The sequence below is a fragment of the Ewingella sp. CoE-038-23 genome (genome assembly GCF_040419245.1).
GTDB classification, from domain to species: Bacteria; Pseudomonadota; Gammaproteobacteria; order Enterobacterales; family Enterobacteriaceae; genus Ewingella; species Ewingella allii.
The window spans coordinates 2,860,746-2,875,126 of record NZ_JAZHOH010000001.1; the positions used below are offsets into that span (position 1 = coordinate 2,860,746).

Sequence of the window (14,381 nt, forward strand, 5' to 3'; positions counted from 1 at the left end):
TTCTTGCAATTCCTTTACGTTTCCCTGAAGAGGGCATAACAATAATGGAAACGATAATAATTATCAATGCGATATGCAGAAGCTATTAAGACTACAGGATGTTTTGGCCGGAACAAATCAATGGCAGGTAACAAAGCGTTAACCTGTACTACTAAAAACTTCTCAATAAAAAAAGGCAGAGCTTTAGCCCTGCCTTTTCCATATCTTGTTGTTTTATCGGTTATTTATCTTGATGCTCAGGAAATTCCATTTCGCTGTACTTCACGACTTTGGTTCCGCGAGTCCACTTGTAACCGAACCAGATGATCAGGAACAGCGGCAGGCCAATATAAGTCGCCGCCACACCATACCAATCGATAGTGTCTTTCAGGAACGCCTGATAGTTCTGCCCTAAGGTGATAATCAGGCACAGCACAAAGGCGAAAATCGGGCCGAACGGGAAAAAGCCGGACAGATAAGGCAGGTCCTTCAGGTCACGCCCCTGCGACACATAGCCGCGACGGAAGCGATAGTGGCTGATCGCAATCCCCAACCAGGCGATGAAGCCGGTCATGCCCGAGGTGTTCAGCAGCCACAGGTAAACCGTTTGGTTGCCGAACATGGAGCTGAGGAAGCACAGAGCCGCCACCACGGTAGTGGCATAGAGCGCGTTGCGCGGTACGCCGCCTTTGGACAGCTTGGCAAAAATACGCGGCGCTTTACCTTCGGAAGCCAGAGTAAACAGCATGCGCGTTGAGGCGTACATGCCTGAGTTACCGGCTGATAGCACGGCAGTCAGGATCACGGCGTTCATTACCGCAGCCGCTGACAGCAGGCCCGCATTGCGGAATACCAGCGTGAACGGGCTGACGCTGATATCACCCACTTCGTTGCGCAGCAGATTCGGGTCGGTGTAAGGGATGATCAGGCTGATCACCAAAATCGCCAGAATATAGAACAGCAGGATACGCCAGAACACCTGACGAACGGCGCGTGGGATGTTTTTGCCTGGATTTTCAGACTCTCCGGCGGCAACGCCAATCAGCTCGGTTCCCTGGAAGGAGAAGCCGACTATCATCGCCACGCCAATCATCGAGGCAAAACCCCCCGCAAACGGCGCATCGCCAATCGCCCAGTTATGCCAGCCCGCGCTTTCGCCACCGCGCATAATGCCGGTGATCATCAGCACGCCGACGATGATGAAAATGATCACCGTGACCACTTTGATCAGCGAGAACCAATATTCCGCTTCACCAAAACCGCGCACGGAGATGTAGTTCAGCAGGAAGATCAGGCCAAGGAATAAGGCGCTCCAAATCCAGCCCGGCGTGTCGGGGAACCAGTAGTTCATCACCAGCTGAGAAGCCACGAGGTCAACGGCGATGGTCACTGCCCAGTTATACCAGTAGTTCCAGCCGAGGGCGAAACCAAAGCCCTCTTCGACATATTTCGAACCATAGGTTGAGAAGGAGCCGGAAACCGGCATAAAGGCCGCCAGCTCGCCAAGGCTGGTCATCAGGAAGTACACCATGATGCCGATTAACGCGTAGGAGAGCAGCGCGCCGCCCGGCCCTGCCTGAGAAACCGTCGCCCCAGAGGCAACAAATAAACCAGTACCGATTGAACCGCCAATGGCGATCATAGTTAAGTGGCGGGCTTTAAGCTCGCGACGCAGGCCAGACGGTACCGGCTGCGAATTTTTAGTCGATGGTTGAGCCATTTTTGCCCTGTTTAAGCTGTTATTTGAAATTTTACGCGCGGATTGTAGCAAAACGTGACTGTCTGAATAGCAGGAACGACCTGTTATAAGACACCTTCATAATAGGCTAGGGATCATTAGCAAAACCTTGGGGGTAATACGTCAAGTTGCAGGGTTATTCGCCCTGCAACTCACAGTATCTCACTCTTTATAAGGGGTCTTTACAGTAATCGAGGAAACGCGATAAGGCGTTGGAAATATGTTTCTGACGATGATGAATCAGGTACAGCTTGCGCACCAGCGGCGGGATCGGCAGGTGAATTTCCACCAGCGTGCCGCTGGTTAATTGTTCGGCGACCACCCGGCGAGATAAACAACTGATACCGATACCATGGCGAACCGCGTGTTTGATTGCCTCGGAGTTGCCAAGCTCCATCACCAGATTGAAATCTGGCATTTGCGGGAGAAGCAGGTGATCCAGCACTTCTCGCGTACCTGAGCCGCGCTCGCGCAGGATCCAAGGCTCCTGAGCCAGCCTCTCCATGGTGACGTTTTTCCCCGCCAACGGGTTGGCCGGGGCGCAAAACACCACCAATTGATCATCCAGCCAAGGCTGGGTGAGCAGCTCGGGCATGGTGCATGGCCCTTCAATCAGGCCGAGGTCAACGCGAAATTCCGCCACCGCGTTAATCACATCATCGGTATTGCCGACATTCAATTCCAGCGGCGTCGCGGGAAAATCCAGCCGGTAATTGGCAATCATTCCCGGCAGCATATAGTTACCGATGGTACTACTGGCGCCGATGCGCAATGAACCATTGTCTTTACTGAACAATCGCTCGATTTCTGCCGCCTGCTCCAATAAAGCCAGAGCTTTAGGATAGAGCAGACGACCATGCTCGTTAATGACCAGCCGTTTCCCCACACGGTCAAACAACTGGACGCCGAGCTGACCTTCGATATCAGCCAGTGCTGCACTAACCGCAGATTGCGATAGCGACAGAACAACTGATGCCTGCGTCGTCGATCCGCTTTTCAACACCTCGGCAAAAACTTCAAGTTGTCGCAATGTAATGTGCATAAATGGTTATCCGTCACGCAAGCCACTTCGCTCGCGTTTTGTGTTGCTCATCAGAGGTTTTTTTAGTTTCAAAAGTGCGAATCGCAGAATGAACCATCCAAATCCGGCCTCATTCCTTTGGTTTCGTTTAAGTATAGCCGCAATGCACCTGTCAATCATGCTGAGCAACAGTTGTCATATTCTATACCGCTTTTTACGATAGGTTATAAAGTTATAATCAATTTCTTTTTTATATAAGCCGCAGTTAGTCTTATCTCAGGAATCACTGAGAAGGCCAACACCATGAATCATGCAACCCACCCACTCAACGAAAAACAGGCGCATCGCTTCTTCCCACAGCCATTGTGGTTTGGACGCGTTTTGCCCGGTTTAGTTCTCACCGGCGCTGTCACTCTCGTCTCCTTGTGGTTGAGCAACTTCCCGCAGCTGAACCATCTGGGGCTGAGCGCCCTGACGCTGGCGATTTTGATAGGTATGGTTATCGGCAACACGCTCTATCCGTCGATTCGCCCTGTTTGCCACGACGGCGTGAATCTCGCCAAGCAGCGCCTGCTGCGCCTTGGGATCATCCTTTACGGGCTGCGCCTGACCTTCGCGCAAATCGCCGACGTCGGCGCGACCGGCATTCTGATTGACGCCCTCATGCTCTGCTCCACCTTCGCCCTCGCCTGCTGGCTGGGCAAAAAGGTCTTCGGGCTGGATAGCGAAACCTCCATGCTGATAGGCGCCGGCAGCAGTATCTGCGGGGCCGCCGCGGTGATGGCGACCGAGCCGGTGCTGAACGCCAAGAGTGAGAAAGTCACGGTGGCCGTCGCCACGGTGGTGATTTTCGGTACCGCCGCCATCTTCATCTATCCGTGGCTGTGGCAGCTAAACCTGCAACATCACTGGATTGATTTCAGCGCGGCGCAGTTCGGTATTTACACCGGTTCGAGCGTGCATGAAGTGGCGCAAGTGGTGGCAGCGGGTCAGGGCGTTAGCCCGGATGCTGAAAACGCCGCGGTGATCGCCAAGATGATCCGCGTGATGATGCTGGCCCCCTTCCTGCTGCTGCTTTCAGGCTGGAAAAGCCGGGGCAAGGTGCAGGCTTCGCCAAACAGCGGCCGCATGAGCAACATCACCATTCCATGGTTCGCCCTGCTGTTTATCGCGGTCGCCGCCTTTAACTCGCTGGATATCTTGCCGCACAGCTGGATTGCGCCGCTGATCACCCTCGACACCGTGCTGCTGGCCATGGCGATGGCGGCGCTGGGCCTGACCACTCACGTCAGCGCGCTGCGTCAGGCGGGTTTGAAGCCGATTCTGCTGGCCGCCGTGCTGTTCATCTGGCTGATTGTCGGCGGTGCGGGAATCAACGGTTTGGTGCAGCATTTCTTCGGCTGATAACAAACTCCTGAAGAGTTTTTAACACTTCTCTGCTGCATGCCAACCGCCAAGGCGCTATGATCCGAGCATAACAAGCATGAATCGCAGAGGAGTGAACATGAAGTTTATTGGTGCACATGTCAGTGCCGCGGGTGGCGTCGATCAGGCGGTCATCCGCGCGCACGAGCTGGAAGCCACGGCGTTCGCGCTGTTTACCAAGAATCAGCGCCAGTGGAAAGCCGCACCTCTGCCAGAGGATGTGATTGAGAAGTTTAAGGTCGCTTGCGAAAAATATGGCTACAGCAGCAATCAAATTCTGCCCCACGACAGCTACCTGATTAACCTCGGCCACCCGGTGGACGAAGCGTTAGAAAAATCCCGCGAAGCCTTCTTTGATGAGATGCAGCGCTGCGAGCAGCTCGGCCTGTCGCTGCTGAATTTCCATCCGGGTAGCCACCTGATGCAAATCGACGAAGATAAGTGTCTGGAAAAGATCTCTGAGTCGCTGAACATTGTGCTCAGCCAAACCGAAGGCGTGACGGCCGTCATCGAAAACACCGCCGGTCAGGGCAGCAACTTGGGTTTTCGCTTTGAGCATTTGGCGAAAATCATCGACGGCGTAGAAGACAAAAGTCGGGTCGGCGTCTGTATCGATACCTGCCACGCCTTCGCCGCAGGCTACGATTTACGTACTGAAGAAGAGTGCATCCAAACCTTCAAACACTTCGAAGACGTGGTGGGCTTCAAGTATCTGCGCGGTATGCACCTAAATGATGCCAAGAGTGCCTTTAACAGCCGCGTTGACCGCCACCACAGCCTTGGTGAAGGCAACATTGGCAAAACCGTCTTTAGCTGGATGATGCGCGATCCGCGCTTCGACGGCATTCCGATGATTCTCGAAACCGTCAATCCTGATATCTGGAAAGACGAAATTGCCTGGTTGAAGTCCGAGCAGAAAGCTCAGAGCTAATCAGCTAAATCTGCAATAAACTCCAATAAAAAAGGGCGCCTGGGCGCCCTTTTCTTCTCCTGCTAACTCGCTATTACTGAGCAACCACTTTTGCCGCCAGCGCAGCATCGGAACGGCGCAGCAAGGCGTAAGACACACCTGCCAGCAGCGTACCGGCGATAATCGCCACCAGATAGCCGAGGATTGGCGTGATTGCGCCTGGGATAAGCAGCACGAACAGACCACCGTGCGGTGCCATCAGTTTAGCGCCGAATGCCATGGAGAGCGCACCAGTCAAGGCACCACCCGCGATACAGCAAGGCAGGACACGCATTGGGTCACGCGCCGCAAACGGGATCGCACCTTCAGTAATGAAGCACAGCCCCAGCACCATCGCCGCTTTGCCGCCTTCGCGCTCACCCTGTTCAAACTTCTTACGCGCCAGAATGGTCGCCAGACCCATCGCCAGCGGTGGCACCATACCTGCCGCCATAATCGCCGCCATTGGGGCATAAACCGAGGAACTGAGCAGCGTCACGCCGAAGGCATAAGACGCTTTGTTCACCGGGCCGCCCATGTCGGTACACATCATCGCACCAAGGATTGCGCCGAGCAGAACCGCGTTCGCCGTCCCCATGGATTGCAGCCAGTTAGTCAGGCCAACCAGAATTTTAGAAACTGGCGTACCCACCACGTAAATCATCACCAAGCCAGTAACCAAGCTCGCCAACAAGGGAATGATTAGGATAGGTTTCAGTGCTTCCATACTTTGCGGCAGACGCAGCTTGCTACCAATAAATCTGGCGACATAGCCCGCAAGGAAACCGGCAATAATCCCGCCGAGGAAGCCAGCGCCGGTGCTCACGGCCAGCATGCCGCCAATCAGGCCCGGCGTCAGGCCCGGACGGTCAGCGATGGAGAAAGCAATAAAGCCAGCCAGTACCGGCACCATCAAAGCAAAGGCGGAAGCCCCACCGATTTGCATCAAGGCTGCGGCCAGCGTGCCTTTTACTTCAAAAGCTTTAATCCCGAAGGCGAAGGAGAGCGCAATACACAGGCCCCCCGCCACCACCATTGGCAGCATGTAGGACACGCCGGTCAACAGGTGGCGATACGGACCCGCGCCCGTCTCTTTCTTCTTACCCGCAGCCGCCTGAGAACCCTGCTGTTTCGGCTCGAAGACTTCGGCTTCAACCAAGGCTTTGTCCAACTCCTGCTTGGTCTTTTTCAAGGCCAAGCCGGTGGAAGTGCGATACATCGGCTTACCGGCAAACTTCTCCAGATCCACTTCAATATCAGCCGCCACGATAACCAAATCGGCTTCAGCCACTTCTTCTGGCGTGATGGCGTTACCCGCGCCAACGGAACCGCGCGTTTCGACTTTCACCCACCAACCGCGTTTTTTAGCTTCGGTTTCAATGGCTTCAGCCGCCATAAAGGTGTGAGCCACGCCGGTCGGGCATGCGGTGATCGCCACAATGCGTTTCGGGCCATTGCCTGCCGCCGCTTTAGCCGGAGCCACTGCTGGTGCGACATAAGCTTTGGCTTCCACCGAGGCGCGTTGCAGGAAGATTTCCGGCTCGCGAATAGCCAGCGCGACATCGCCAACAAACACATTTTTGCCGACCAGCTGGGCATCAGCCGGTGCGTTGTCACCCGCCACCACCACCAGCTCGGCGTCAGCGACGCTTTCAACCAGAGTGTGGCCTGTTTTCGCCGCAGCAGCAGCGAGCATTTTTTTCGCCAGTTGGCTGCGAGCTTGTCCCAGCGAACTGTCTAACATCAGCAGCGTTTTCATTCTGCCTCCTGCGGTCAATTAAAAGGTTTCAGATCAACACGGGCCATCATCGCTGCCAACTGCGGGCGATCGGTGACGCCGACGTTACTCTGGCTTACTGCCAAAGCAGCCACGGCGGTGGCGAGTCGTAAGGTATGTTCACTTGATTCACGCATCAGCAGGCCGTAAATCAGGCCGCCCACCATGGAGTCGCCGGCACCCACGGTGCTGACCACTTCACAAGCCGGCGGTTTGGCAATCCATGCGCCAGACGCGTTAACCCACAGCGCCCCTTCGGCACCCAGCGAAATCACCACGTGGGCGATCCCCTGGTCGCGCAAGGCGTGCGCGGCTTCAACCACGTCGCTCAATTCAGGCAACTTGCGTCCGGCCCAAATTTCTAATTCGCGGCGATTAGGCTTCACCAGCCAAGGTGCGGCTTTCAAACCGGCAACCAGCGCTTCGCGGCTGCTATCGAAGATGATGCACGGGCACTGGCTGCGCAGGCGCGTCATCCAGTAAGTAAAGGCTTCTGGATCTACGCCGGTCGGCAGGCTGCCACAGACGGCCACCATGTCGAACTGGCCGAGCCATGAGAGGGAATCGGTGACGAAACGCTCCCAGTCCTGCGCCGTGACGTTAAAACCGGAGAAGTTAAAGTCGCTGACTTCGCCATCTTTCTCGGTCAGTTTGACGTTGATGCGGGTACGGCCGGAGACCACCTGAAAACGGTTGGCAATGCCAAGGTCGCTGAACAGGTGCTGAAAGCCGTCCTGATTTTCTTTGCCGAGGAAACCGCCCACGGTGACATCAATGCCTAAGTCTTTCAGAACCTTGGCAACGTTAATGCCTTTACCGGCAGCGTGCAGCCCGGCGGTTTGCACCAGATTCACTTCACCCCGTTCAATTTCAGGGCAGTAGCCGACTAAATCGTAAGCCGGATTTAAGGTAATTGTGGCAACTCTGCGACTCATGCTCCCTCCCCAAGACCCGCGGCAATAGCCTCGCCGATGGTTTTCAGTGCCAGTTCTGCATCTTCGCCCTTAGCGGTGAAGCGCAGGTGATGTCCTTTTTTCACGCCCAGCGCCACGACTTTCATCAGGCTGCGGCCGTTGGCAGGTTTACCGCTGCCATCGAGATTGGTCACGGTGATTTCACTGGTGAACTGCTTGATTACGTTAACCAGCGCGGTGCCCGGCCGGGCGTGTAAACCGTGTTCATTTCGCACCACGAACTCTGCCGTCAGCAGGTTGGTTTGCTCTTCCACCTCGCTGGTCAGCAAGGCCAGCACGCCCACGGCGTCCGCCGTCAGCAAGCGTTCAGCTTTTTGGCTGATCAACAGGTCACTGAGGTAGTTAAGGACGGTTAACGGCTGGTCGTCGGCCACGGCGATGGTCAACAGCGCGGCCACGGTTTCGCCTTCATGCTCAAAGGCTTTGGCGGCCCGGCTGAAGGTCGCGGCGCTTTGCAGATTGCCTTCGGTGCTGTCACTCAGCCAGATGCCTTGGCCGAGATAGAGCGGCTTGCGGCTGATAACGTCGCTGACGAACGCGGTGTCCGCCGCGCCAATCTGCTGCAAACGACCGGCATTCAGTGCCTGAAGGGTCATCAGGTTGTCGGCGGCGACGTCGAGGGCGATAAGCTGGGTGTCGAAGTGGAATTCAGCGGCGTTTTTCTCGCCCATCAGCAGGCTGCGCAGCTCTTCAGCAGAGTCGGTTTTCGCCATGCGTTCGGCCACGCTGTCATCACTTAATACGTGAGTCAGCTGGCGCAACAGGCTGAGGTGCTCGTCAGAGCGGGCCGCGATGCCAATCACCACAAAGGCGGTCTGCCCCTCTCCCCACGCAATACCCTGCGGGAACTGGTAAACCTGAACGCCGGTGTTGAGCACCAAGTCGCGGGTATCGGTGGTGCCGTGCGGGATAGCAATGCCGTTACCCAGATAGGTAGAGGTCTGCAACTCGCGCTGCAACATGCCATCGACGTAGCCTTCGCTGACGCGCCCGGCCTGGGTCAGCGCAGCGGCAACCTGGCGGATCGCCTCTTGCTTATCGCTGGCTGACGCCCCGAGATGAATATCTTGCTGTGACAACTGGAACATAATTCTCCTCTCCTGCTGAATTTGAATCGTTTCAGCTTCATTGAGAAAAAAGGAGCGCTGCCAGATGAAACAGGTAATCGGACAACGCTGAAACGTTTCAAGCAGTCTCATTCTGGGCGATTTTTAAAGCAAGCATTCCCTGAATTGGCGTAACATTTTTTTGATGCCACGCACATTTTGCCCGTCAGAGGCCCATTTTCTACCCACGAAAAGCTAAAAGCTGAAGCTGTGCTGAAGTGCTCCTGAAGTGGCTGTAAGCTGACCTTAACGGCCAAGAGAGAGGCGAAAACCGATTCCACGGCGCGGCGTTTTTTACCACAAAGTGCGGTTTTATTATTCAGTATGGCAAATACACTGCTGTTTACCTTTTTACTGATTAAAACCGGTTTTTGTTTTTTTTAAACAGGCGTAACATTCGCGCGAATTTATTACTCTCCTAGACGGGTTTTCCCCTAAAAATGTCGACATCTACCGCTACAGCTCGCCGCCTCCCCGACATCACGTCAACGGCCTTTTTGATCGTTGCCTTCTTAACCGGGATCGCGGGCGCACTGCAAACTCCGACGCTCAGTCTCTTTCTGACCAGCGAAGTGCATGTCAGCCCCTTTATGGTGGGGATCTTCTTTACCGGCAGCGCGGTGATTGGCATTTTCGTCAGCCAGCTTTTAGCCAGTTGGTCAGACAAACGCGGGGACCGCAAAACGCTGATCCTCTATTGCTGCATTTTGGGCGCACTGGGTTGCGTGCTTTTTGCCTTTAACCGCAGCTACTTTGTGCTGCTGTTGGTGGGGGTGCTGTTGTCCAGCTTTGGCTCAACCGCCAACCCACAGTTATTTGCGCTAGCGCGCGAACACGCCGAAAAAACTGGCCGAGAAGCGATGATGTTTAGCTCGATTTTGCGCGCACAGGTTTCACTGGCGTGGGTAGTCGGCCCGCCGCTGGCCTTCGCGTTAGCCATGGGCTTTGGCTTTACCTTTATGTACAGCGCGGCGATGCTGGCCTTTCTGGTCTGCGGCCTGATGGTCTGGATGTTCCTCCCGTCCATGCCGAAAGCGCGGGTCAAAACCACCGCCACCATTGAAGCACCTCGCCGCAACCGTCGCGACACCCTGCTGCTTTTTATCGCCTGCACATTAATGTGGGCCGCTAACAGTATTTACCTGATCAACATGCCGCTTTACGTGGTGAACGAGCTGCACCTGCCGGAAAAACTGGCGGGAATTTTGATGGGAACCGCCGCTTGTTTGGAAATTCCCACCATGCTGATCGCCGGCTATCTGGCGCGCCAGTTGGGTAAACAGTTCCTGATGCGCTGCGCGGTGATTGCGGGGGTGGTGTTCTACGCCAGCGTGCTGTTCAGCACCAGCCCAATGGCGCTGATTGTTTCACAGTTGCTGAACGCCATTTTCATCGGCATTTTGGCGGGAATTGGCATGCTCTACTTTCAGGATTTAATGCCGGGTCAGGCGGGCGCGGCCACCACGCTGTTCACCAATTCAACCCGCGCAGGCTGGATTTTGGCCGGGTCGCTGGCGGGCGTCATTGCCCAGTTCTGGAGCTATCACGCCGTGTTTTATGCCGCTTTCGCGATGGTGGTCGGCTCGGTGTTTTGTATCTGGCGGGTGAAAAATGTCGATGAAACACCGGTAGAAGCGACAATCACGATCAATGAATGACGGTGCATTTATTACCGTCAATCAAGGCGCGGTATCCGCTTCCAGACGAGTGAGGTAGATCAAGGCGTCGTCGCGATGGGTATGACACATTTCGCGGCTGGCTTGCAGACTGGCACAGACCTTGGGGCGCAGCGGCGAAGTGAAAATGCCGCAGAGGAAATTGTCCGCCAGATGGATGCAGCGCGTGTTGGCCGGTTTGCCGTTTGGCATCCCCGGTATCGGGCTGGAAATCGAGGGCGCAATACAGCAAGCGCCACAATTGGTACGGCAATCCATTAGCGCCTCCGTTTGGCGGGTTAATTGAGGCGCGACAATAACAGTCGCCCTTATCACTCTCCAGCGAAATCTTTCTTCCGCGACCACTTTCTGACTAGACTTTATGATGCGACAAATGGCGCTAAATCGGCGGCAAAGTGCGGGATAACGAGTAATCTGCTTGCCTGAAATCGGCGGCGCGAGTAACGTGTCGCCAAATATTTTTAACTCCCCTTATGACAGGTTATTTATATGGCACGTGCTAACGAAATTAAACGCGGCTTCGTTGTTAACTACGACGGTAAATTGCTGCTGGTAAAAGACATCGATGTTCAAAGCCCAAGCGCGCGCGGTGCCAGCACCCTGTACAAAATGCGCTTCTCCGACGTGCGCACCGGCGGCAAGGTTGAAGAGCGTTTTAAAGGCGACGACATTCTCGATACCGTCACCCTGACCCGCCGTAAAGTGAACTTCTCTTACGTCGATGGCGACGAATACATCTTTATGGATGATGAAGATTTCACGCCTTACACCTTCAACAAGGCGCAGATCGAAGACGAACTGCTGTTTATCCCGGAAGAAGGTTTGCAGGGCATGCAGGTCTTGACGCTGGACAGCCAACTGCTGGCGCTGGAATTGCCACAAACCGTGGATCTGGAAATCATCGAAACCGCGCCAGGCATTAAAGGCGCGTCAGCCAGCGCACGCAACAAACCGGCGGTCATGAGCACAGGTTTAAGCATTCAGGTCCCCGAGTATCTGAGCCAGGGCGACAAAATCCGCATTCATATCGCAGAGCGTCGTTATATGGGCCGTGCTGATTAATCAGCGGCGAATATGACTGTACATCAAGAGCGCCTCGGCGCTCTTTTTTATGCCTGAAAAACTCGAGTTTCATTCCGCACTCATTCCACTTTCGATCTACTTCACAGATTCTATCTGAATCTGGACTAACCAATTTTCATTTCTGTCGTATGACTTTACACTCGAAGTCCTGATTTATGGCCCCATTGTCATCTGCATCACCGCTCCTGGCAGGCCATTAAAGAAAAAGACCTATTTTGGCCTGACCAATTAATCTAATTCTTATCATTGGAGTGATGCATGAAAACAATCGCCACGGAACACCTCCCTTCGCAAGTCCAGCTTCCCCAATACGATCGCGACCAGCTGAAAAGCCGCATCGTGCATATTGGCTTTGGGGCTTTCCATCGCGCCCATCAGGCTTTGATGACTGACCGCGTGCTGAATAAGCAAGGTGGTGATTGGGGGATTTGTGAAGTCAGCCTGTTTGGCCGCGACAATCTGATTAAAGCGCTGCGCCAGCAGGACAACTTATTCACCGTGCTGGAAAAAGGGGCCGAAGGTAATCAGGCCATCGTGATCGGCGCGGTGTGTGAAACCCTGCATGGCCGGATCGAAGGCATTAACGCCGTGGTGGAGAAACTGGCTGAACCTCAGGTGGCCATTGTCTCACTGACGATCACGGAGAAGGGCTACTGCATTGAGCCGGGCAGCGGCAAGCTGGATCTCGACAACCCGCAGATTCAGCAAGACCTGACTGGCGAACAGACGCCGTCAACCGCGCCGGGCATTCTGGTCGAAGCCCTGCGGCTGCGCCACCAGCACGGTTTGCCGGGCTTTAGCGTGCTGTCTTGCGACAACATCCCGGAAAATGGTCACGTGGTGAAAAATGCCGTGCTGGGGCTGGCTCAGGCGCGCTCCGCCGAGCTAGCCGCGTGGATTGAAAGCCATGTCACCTTCCCAAGCACCATGGTGGACCGCATTGTTCCTGCCGCCACGGAAAACGCCCTCGACGAAATCACCGAGGCGCTGGGCGGCGTGGCTGACCCTTGCGGTATCGCCTGTGAGCCATTCATCCAGTGGGTGGTAGAAGATAACTTTGTGGCGGGCCGCCCGGCGTGGGAAGAGGTCGGCGCGCAGCTGGTCAGCGACGTGCTGCCCTTCGAGCAGATGAAACTGCGCATGCTGAACGGCAGCCACTCCTTCCTTGCCTATCTTGGCTATTTGGCGGGTTATCAGTACATCAATGAATGTATGGAAGACCCTAACTATAAGCGCGCAGCGCGCAATTTGATGCTGAAAGAACAGGCGCCGACGCTAAGCGTCAAAGGCATTGATCTGGAAGCTTATGCCGACAGCCTGATTGCCCGTTACAGCAACCCGTCGCTGAAACACCGGACATGGCAGATTGCGATGGACGGCACCATGAAGCTGCCGCAGCGCATGCTCGACTCCGTGCGTTGGCATCTGCAAAACGGCGGCGACTTCAGCCTGTTATCCTTAGGAGTTGCGGGTTGGATGCGTTACGTCGGCGGCGTGGATGACGCCGGCGCGGCGATTGAAATCAAAGACCCAATGGCAGACAAACTGGCAAAAATTGTCAGCGAGAGTGAAGACGGCGAAGCGCGAGTCAGCGCCCTGCTGGCCCTCCACTCCGTGTTTGGCGACGCGCTGGCGAAAAACGCACAGGCCGTGGAGGCCATTCAGCAGGCTTACGCCAGCTTGCAGCGGCATGGCGCGAAGCAGAGTGTCGCCAATTACGTGGGTTAAGATGCAGAATTGATGCTGACACGGCTGCTTTCGGGCAGCCGTTAATCATTTAGCAGAGAGGGCGTGGATTCAAACAGATAACCATCGAAAGCCGGATCTTCAGCGTCCGACACCGCCAGCAGCAGCGTTTTGACATTTTCCAGATGCTGCCACATCGCCTGTTTTGCCGCTTTGGCATCGCGCCGCAGCACTGCTTGTAGGATTGTTTGGTGATCTTGCAGCCATTGATGGTGATCGTTTTTCCCCACGTGCTGCTGGATGCCGTGCCACATAGGGCTGCGATGGCGCACCTGCCACAGCTCCGCTACCATATTGGCTAACACGCTGTTTTGAGACGCCTGTGCCAGCAGGTTGTGAAACAGCTCATCGGCAGTTTCATCCACCACGCCCTGCTCGATAAATTGCCGCTCCATCTCAATAGCATCGCGCATTTTTAAGATGTCAGCCTTGGTGGCCTGGGTGGCGGCAAAGGCGGCGACTTCGCTTTCCACCAGCTGTCGCGCCTGAAGCAGCTCAAAAGGTCCAAATCCGCTATCCCCCTGAAAAGTACTCCACTTCCCCGACGGCTCCGGCTGCTGGGTCAGCACATAGACGCCGGAGCCTTTACGCACTTCAACCACCCCTTCTAGCTCAAGCATGATCAGGGCTTCGCGCACCACGCTCCTGCTAACGGCAAAGCTTTCGGCAATTTCTCTTTCTGGGGGCAGCCTGTCGCCCGCCATAAAATCCCCTGCCGCAATGGCGCTACGCAGTTTGCCGCCGATGTCCTGATAAAGCCGCATTGAATGACTCCAAGGGAGAATTGGTCTGGCAGATTAAACGAGGATTATTCGTTTAGCGCCATAGAATAGGGAAAAGTATATCACCGGGTTATTAGTGCAACGAGTATCAAGGGCGGGAAGTGCTGACGAGGTCAAAATTGGGC

12 protein-coding genes are annotated in these 14,381 nt (G+C 55.2%); 5 read left to right on the forward strand and 7 right to left on the reverse strand.

Annotation, left to right across the window (positions count from 1 at the left end; translation table 11 throughout):
• Window positions 1–220: 220 nt before the first annotated feature.
• Together V2154_RS13595 and yieE are read right to left on the reverse strand one after the other, a co-directional pair.
• On the reverse strand, window positions 221–1,699 hold the full coding sequence (locus tag V2154_RS13595; protein WP_353502705.1) for an amino acid permease: 1,479 nt from the start codon (window positions 1,697–1,699) through the stop codon (window positions 221–223).
• Window positions 1,700–1,886: 187 nt separating this feature from the next.
• Window positions 1,887–2,759 (reverse strand): DNA-binding transcriptional regulator YeiE, encoded by an 873-nt coding sequence (yieE, locus tag V2154_RS13600; RefSeq protein ID WP_353502706.1) that lies wholly within the window; start codon window positions 2,757–2,759, stop codon window positions 1,887–1,889.
• 282 nt (window positions 2,760–3,041) lie between these two features.
• Here yieE and V2154_RS13605 point away from each other — a divergent pair, with 282 nt between their 5' ends.
• Both V2154_RS13605 and nfo read left to right on the forward strand, forming a co-directional pair.
• The gene (locus V2154_RS13605) at window positions 3,042–4,142 is read left to right on the forward strand and encodes a YeiH family protein (protein WP_353502707.1); all 1,101 of its coding nucleotides are present in this window, start codon (window positions 3,042–3,044) and stop codon (window positions 4,140–4,142) included.
• 100 nt (window positions 4,143–4,242) lie between these two features.
• Complete coding sequence (gene nfo, locus V2154_RS13610) at window positions 4,243–5,094, forward strand: deoxyribonuclease IV (RefSeq protein ID WP_353502708.1); 852 nt, start codon at window positions 4,243–4,245, stop codon at window positions 5,092–5,094.
• Window positions 5,095–5,167: 73 nt separating this feature from the next.
• Here the strand turns inward: nfo and fruA are convergent, their stop codons facing one another.
• Genes fruA through fruB form a run of 3 tightly spaced genes read right to left on the reverse strand, consistent with a single transcriptional unit; the run spans window position 5,168 to window position 8,951 of the window.
• A complete protein-coding gene (fruA, locus tag V2154_RS13615; protein ID WP_353502709.1) occupies window positions 5,168–6,871 on the reverse strand; it encodes a PTS fructose transporter subunit IIBC in 1,704 nt (567 codons plus the stop codon).
• 14 nt (window positions 6,872–6,885) lie between these two features.
• Window positions 6,886–7,824, reverse strand: a complete 939-nt coding sequence (fruK, locus tag V2154_RS13620) for a 1-phosphofructokinase (RefSeq protein WP_353502710.1) — start codon at window positions 7,822–7,824, stop codon at window positions 6,886–6,888.
• A complete protein-coding gene (fruB, locus tag V2154_RS13625; protein ID WP_353502711.1) occupies window positions 7,821–8,951 on the reverse strand; it encodes a fused PTS fructose transporter subunit IIA/HPr protein in 1,131 nt (376 codons plus the stop codon). The genes fruK and fruB overlap by 4 nt, the downstream gene beginning before the upstream one ends.
• 458 nt (window positions 8,952–9,409) lie before the next feature.
• Between fruB and V2154_RS13630 the strand changes: the two genes are divergently transcribed.
• Entirely contained in the window at window positions 9,410–10,627 is a 1,218-nt protein-coding gene (locus V2154_RS13630) for a sugar efflux transporter (protein ID WP_353502712.1), read from the forward strand.
• 21 nt (window positions 10,628–10,648) lie between these two features.
• On the opposite strand, the gene V2154_RS13635 is transcribed toward V2154_RS13630, so the two are convergent.
• Window positions 10,649–10,903 (reverse strand): YkgJ family cysteine cluster protein, encoded by a 255-nt coding sequence (locus V2154_RS13635; RefSeq protein ID WP_353502713.1) that lies wholly within the window; start codon window positions 10,901–10,903, stop codon window positions 10,649–10,651.
• 231 nt (window positions 10,904–11,134) lie between these two features.
• Here V2154_RS13635 and yeiP point away from each other — a divergent pair, with 231 nt between their 5' ends.
• Together yeiP and V2154_RS13645 are read left to right on the forward strand one after the other, a co-directional pair.
• The gene (gene yeiP / locus V2154_RS13640; RefSeq protein ID WP_034791630.1) at window positions 11,135–11,707 is read left to right on the forward strand and encodes an elongation factor P-like protein YeiP; all 573 of its coding nucleotides are present in this window, start codon (window positions 11,135–11,137) and stop codon (window positions 11,705–11,707) included.
• Window positions 11,708–11,986: 279 nt separating this feature from the next.
• Window positions 11,987–13,456 (forward strand): mannitol dehydrogenase family protein, encoded by a 1,470-nt coding sequence (locus tag V2154_RS13645; protein WP_353502714.1) that lies wholly within the window; start codon window positions 11,987–11,989, stop codon window positions 13,454–13,456.
• A 41-nt stretch (window positions 13,457–13,497) separates the two neighbouring features.
• On the opposite strand, the gene V2154_RS13650 is transcribed toward V2154_RS13645, so the two are convergent.
• A complete protein-coding gene (locus V2154_RS13650) occupies window positions 13,498–14,238 on the reverse strand; it encodes an FCD domain-containing protein (protein ID WP_353502715.1) in 741 nt (246 codons plus the stop codon).
• Window positions 14,239–14,381: the final 143 nt, after the last annotated feature.